This window comes from Oleiphilus sp. HI0117 (assembly GCF_001635235.1).
In genome coordinates this window covers 1-5,177 of record NZ_LWGA01000763.1, presented here as the reverse complement: position 1 = coordinate 5,177, position 5,177 = coordinate 1, and the positions used below count along the sequence as shown (strand labels likewise).

Annotated in this window: 5 protein-coding genes; 3 read left to right on the top strand and 2 right to left on the bottom strand. The window is 46.0% G+C overall.

Annotated features, from left to right (window positions below; genetic code table 11):
• Window positions 1-55: 55 nt before the first annotated feature.
• On the bottom strand, window positions 56-973 hold the full coding sequence (gene mreC / locus A3757_RS12255; RefSeq protein ID WP_068507578.1) for a rod shape-determining protein MreC: 918 nt from the start codon (window positions 971-973) through the stop codon (window positions 56-58).
• 21 nt (window positions 974-994) lie between these two features.
• The gene (locus A3757_RS12250; protein ID WP_068507576.1) at window positions 995-2,032 is read right to left on the bottom strand and encodes a rod shape-determining protein; all 1,038 of its coding nucleotides are present in this window, start codon (window positions 2,030-2,032) and stop codon (window positions 995-997) included.
• Between the two features lie 273 nt (window positions 2,033-2,305).
• On the opposite strand from A3757_RS12250, the gene gatC reads away from it, so the two are divergent.
• From gatC to gatB, 3 genes are all read left to right on the top strand, one after another.
• Window positions 2,306-2,593, top strand: coding sequence for an Asp-tRNA(Asn)/Glu-tRNA(Gln) amidotransferase subunit GatC (gene gatC / locus A3757_RS12245; protein WP_068507575.1), 288 nt, complete (start codon window positions 2,306-2,308; stop codon window positions 2,591-2,593).
• An 81-nt stretch (window positions 2,594-2,674) separates the two neighbouring features.
• Window positions 2,675-4,132, top strand: coding sequence for an Asp-tRNA(Asn)/Glu-tRNA(Gln) amidotransferase subunit GatA (gatA, locus tag A3757_RS12240; protein ID WP_068507573.1), 1,458 nt, complete (start codon window positions 2,675-2,677; stop codon window positions 4,130-4,132).
• 15 nt (window positions 4,133-4,147) lie between these two features.
• The coding region (gatB, locus tag A3757_RS12235; RefSeq protein ID WP_068739702.1) for an Asp-tRNA(Asn)/Glu-tRNA(Gln) amidotransferase subunit GatB at window positions 4,148-5,177 on the top strand (1,030 nt) is incomplete at its 3' end.

Genomic DNA, 5,177 nt, shown 5'->3' with positions numbered 1-5,177 from the left:
ACGGCAGCTGCGGCGAAAGACAATGCAACGGCCACCCAACTTACTCTCGACTGAGTCATTCGTTTACCTCGTCAGACGCATGCTGCTTAGTACTAGATTGTTCTTTATTCTCATCGATGACGGTACTATCGTTTTGCCCCTCTTTAAACACCAAAAGCAAGAGACGACTTCTATTCAACTGTGCTTCAGGCCTGGCGCGAACCTCTGCAAAGGAGCGTCCATCATGGTGCGATATCTGGCTAATCCTTGCCACTGGATAGCCTTCCGGGAAGCGCCCCCCTAGACCAGAACTTACCAAAAGATCACCCACCTCAATATCAGAGGTATCTGGAACATTTCCTAGCTCAAGATAGTCGAGCGCCCCAACACCATAAGCAATCGCCCTAACACCATTTCTATTTACTTGGACAGGAACCGCATGACGACTATCAGAGATAAGTAGGACCCGGCTGGTAAATTCATTTACTTCAACCACTTGCCCCATCAATCCCTGTGAATCAAGAACGGCCTGACCGAGATAAACCCTGTCTTGACTGCCCTTGTTAAGCAAGATGTATTGATTGTCAGAATCAGGGCTAACACCGATCATTTCGGTAACAACGACACCATCGTCAACAATGCGAGAAGCATTCAGTAGCTCACGCAAGCGATTTAACTCAGCCGTTACTGATGCGAGTTTTTGAGCTTTGCGCTCAAGCACCAACATGCGGGATTCCATTAAATCGATTTTTTCTTGGAGATCGGAACGGCTCGTAAAGCTTTCACTCAAGCCTTCACTAATAGAAACCGGTAAATCACTCAACCAGTGAACCGGTGTTAACGCAGAGCTTATTACTCCACGAACAGGGTCTAGATAGCTAAATCTAACATCAATGAATATCAATAAGAGTGATACGACTGATGCTAGAATTAACCTGTATACGAGATAAGGGCCTTGAACAAAAATTGTTTTATCAGAAGCGCCAAGTTTCATTACTCAATGTTACCCAGCTTTTTATTCAATTGGATATAAGCCATCCGAGCTATTATCGATCAATTCGATTGCTTTACCACCACCACGAGCAACGCAGGTAAGCGGGTCTTCTGCGACAATAACAGGAAGGCCTGTTTCTTCACTTAAAAGTCGATCAAGACCTCGGAGCAATGATCCGCCACCTGTCAGGACAATACCACGCTCGGCAATATCTGATGCAAGCTCTGGAGGTGACTGCTCTAAAGCCCCTTTCACTGCCTGTACAATCGCAGATAATGACTCTTGTAGCGCTTCGAGGATTTCTTCACTGTTCAAGGTAAAGCCACGAGGCACACCTTCTGCCAGATTGCGACCACGTACATCGATCTCTCGAAGTTCAAGACCTTCGTATGCACAACCGACTTCCTGTTTAATCTTCTCTGCAGTGGTATCACCAATTAGGCTGCCGTAGTTACGACGAACATAAGTAACAATTGCTTCATCAAAGCGGTCACCACCAACTTTTACTGAGTCAGCATAAACAATGCCGTTTAGAGAAATGATGGCAATTTCAGTCGTACCACCACCAATATCAACGACCATAGAGCCACTTGCTTCTTCAACGGGTAAACCGGCACCAATCGCAGCAGCCATTGGTTCTTCAATCAAATAAACTTCACGGGCACCTGCACCTAGAGCAGACTCGCGTATGGCCTTTTGCTCAACTTTAGTTGAACGACTCGGTACACAAACCAAAACACGCGGGCTAGGTGTTATAAAGCTGTTTTCGTGAACTTTGTGAATAAAGTGCTGCAACATCTTTTCAGTCACAACGAAGTCTGCAATAACTCCATCCTTCAATGGGCGAATTGCTGTGATATTACCAGGAGTACGACCAAGCATACGCTTTGCTTCAGCACCAACCGCTGCAACTGTTTTTTGCGCTCCGTTGCTACGAATAGCGACTACAGAAGGTTCATCCAGAACAATGCCTCGTTCCCTAACATAAATAAGCGTATTAGCTGTCCCTAGGTCAATAGATAAATCGCTGGAAAATAAGCCTCGGATCTTTTTAAACATGGTGTGAGATCAACCTAAACAATTCGTAGAAAATAATCGAGCAACTTTAACAACGGTACCTATATAGAGCAAGACGGAATTGAAAAATGAACGATAATTAAAGCTAATTTACCCCATTTCTGAACATATATTAAACAATACGATTTAATTAACCCCTCTTATTTGTCTGGCCGGAATTATTCCTGATATTATGGCGGCAATTTTTTAATTACCTAACACCTAATCTGTGGCTTCGAATTGATGCTCCAGAAAAGACAACGCTTGAGGATTAACATGTCCATCGATCCAGAAGACATCAATAAAATTGCTCACCTGGCTCGGCTTCATATCGAAGACGATAAAGTTGAGAAAATCAGTAACGATATAACAAATATTCTGTCATTGGTTGATCAGCTACAAAATGCCAATACTGAAGACATTCCACCAATGGCTCACCCAATGGATGCTGTACAGGTTCTACGTCCAGATGTTGTCACTGAAAGCGATAAAAGAGAAAAGCTCCAAACTGTCGCCCCCAACACTGAAGACGGTTTATTTCTTGTGCCAAAGGTTATTGAGTAAGGTGAACGTCCACCTATCCATTAGCAACATCACATTATTATCGATAGCACAACATTCACTCTATTCGAAAGCTAACTAAACATGCTAAACAAAACTGTAAAACAATTATCAACAGGGCTTGCTAGCGGCGAGTTTTCAAGCCTCGAGCTCAGCCAATACTTTCTAGACAGAATCAAGAAGCTTGACGGCCAATATAATAGTTTCATTACCGTTACCGAAGAACAAGCGCTTGCACAGGCGAAAGCAGCCGATGAGATTATCGCAAGCGGCAAGGCAACACCCTGGACAGGTATTCCCTTTGCACATAAGGACATCTTCTGCACCGAAGGCGTGTTAACTACCTGCGCCTCAAAAATGCTAGATAACTTTATTCCGCCTTATGACGCCACCATCGTCAGCAATTTTAAAAATGCGGGCGCAGTTTGTTTAGGTAAAACAAACATGGATGAATTCGCGATGGGCTCATCTAACGAGACAAGTTATTTTGGCAAAGTTATCAACCCTTGGAGCCAAGAAGAGCAACTTGTACCCGGTGGTTCATCTGGCGGTTCAGCAGCTGCCGTTGCCGCTCGACTTGTGCCAATAGCAACCGCAACCGATACCGGCGGCTCTATTCGCCAGCCTGCTTCTCTTTGCGGCTTAACCGGATTAAAACCAACCTACGGCCGTGTTTCACGCTACGGAATGATTGCCTTCGCATCAAGTCTTGACCAAGCTGGCCCGATGGCTCTCACTGCAGAAGATGCGGCAATGATGCTGAACGTGCTTGCAGGACATGACGCCAAGGACTCAACCAGCCTAGACCGCGAAGTACCAGACTACACAGCGAACTTGAATAACTCACTTGAAGGCCTCCGAATTGGTCTACCAAAAGAGTTTTTCAACGAGCACTTAAGCGCTGAATTGCAGGATGTATTGCAAACCGCTATTAAGGAGCTGGAAAAGCTGGGAGCGACGTTTAAAGAAGTGTCGCTACCACATTCTGACCTGTCAGTACCGGCCTACTACGTGATTGCGCCAGCAGAATGTTCTGCAAACTTGTCACGCTTTGACGGCGTTCGCTTTGGGCACCGTTGTGACGACCCGAAAGATCTGATGGACATGTATCAGCGCACCCGCTCTGAAGGCTTCGGCGATGAAGTTAAACGACGTATTCTAATAGGTGCTTACGCCCTATCCGCCGGCTACTACGATGCCTATTACAGAAAAGCACAGCAGGTTCGCCGTTTAATTAAGAATGACTTCGTCAGCGCCTTTGAAGAAGTTGATTTGATCTTAGGCCCAACCTCTCCGTCGGAAGCATTTGGCTTTAATTCCAAAGGTGATGACCCTGTAAAAATGTATCTTGAAGATATCTTTACTATTTCAACCAACCTCGCCGGGCTGCCTGGCATGTCACTTCCAGCAGGCTTATTAAATGGTCTGCCTATTGGCATGCAACTTATTGGTAACTACTTCGACGAACAACGTATGCTTAACGTCGCGCATCAGTTCCAACAAGTTACCGATTGGCACACCTTAGCACCACAGAACATTTAAGCCTGGAGAAACACTATGCAATGGGAAACAGTAATCGGGCTTGAAGTTCACGTCCAGCTCGCCACCAAAACGAAAATATTTTCCGGCTCTTCTACTGCCTATGGCGCAGAGCCAAACACTCAGGCAAACGAAGTTGACCTAGCCTTGCCTGGCACCTTGCCTGTACCAAATGAGCAAGCCTTTCGTTACGCCGTTATGTTCGGCTTGGCTATCGACGCAGAAATCGGTAAACGCTCGGTTTTCGAACGTAAAAACTATTTTTACCCAGACTTGCCCAAGGGTTACCAGACCACGCAGCTAGACCTGCCGATCGTTGGCCCTGGTGTTGTTGAAATTGAACTAGAGGACGGCAGCAAGAAGTCTGTTCGTATCCATCACGCTCACCTTGAAGAAGATGCCGGTAAATCGCTTCATGAAGATTACCATGGCATGTCAGGCATAGATCTGAACCGCGCGGGAACACCGCTTATTGAAATCGTGTCAGAGCCTGATATCAGCAATAGTGAAGAAGCAGTCGCCTTTGCCAAAAAACTACACTCAATTGTTACCTCTCTTGGCATCTGTGACGGTGAAATGTCACAAGGCTCAATGCGCTTTGACGTCAATATCTCGGTACGCCCCAAAGGTCAGGAAGAGCTTGGTACACGAACCGAAACCAAGAACCTTAACTCCTTCCGCTTCATGGAAAAGGCGATCGCCCTTGAGGTTGAGCGTCAGATAGATATTCTTGAAGATGGCGGCAGCATCACGCAAGAGACCCGCTTATACGATGGAGAGAAAGATATCTCCCGCTCCATGCGTAGCAAAGAAGAAGCAAACGATTACCGCTACTTCCCATGCCCTGACCTGCTTCCTGTCGAATTGTCTGACGAGTTTATTGATCAGATTAAAACTGAGATGCCAGAGCTTCCTGATGCACGAAAGGCAAGGTTCTGCGCCGAATACGGCTTATCAAGTTACGATGCAGGCTTGATCTCAGCACAGGCAGACCTTTCTCATTATTTCGAGACAGCCAGTAGCATTTCAGGTGACGCTAAGCTTTCTG

Excerpts from the sequence above, each read along its gene's own strand:
- mreC (WP_068507578.1), bottom strand. The coding sequence starts at position 973 with ATGAAACTTGGCGCTTCTGATAAAACAATTTTTGTTCAAGGCCCTTAT.
- A3757_RS12250 (WP_068507576.1), bottom strand. The coding sequence starts at position 2,032 with ATGTTTAAAAAGATCCGAGGCTTATTTTCCAGCGATTTATCTATTGAC.
- gatC (WP_068507575.1), top strand. The coding sequence starts at position 2,306 with ATGTCCATCGATCCAGAAGACATCAATAAAATTGCTCACCTGGCTCGG.
- gatA (WP_068507573.1), top strand. The coding sequence starts at position 2,675 with ATGCTAAACAAAACTGTAAAACAATTATCAACAGGGCTTGCTAGCGGC.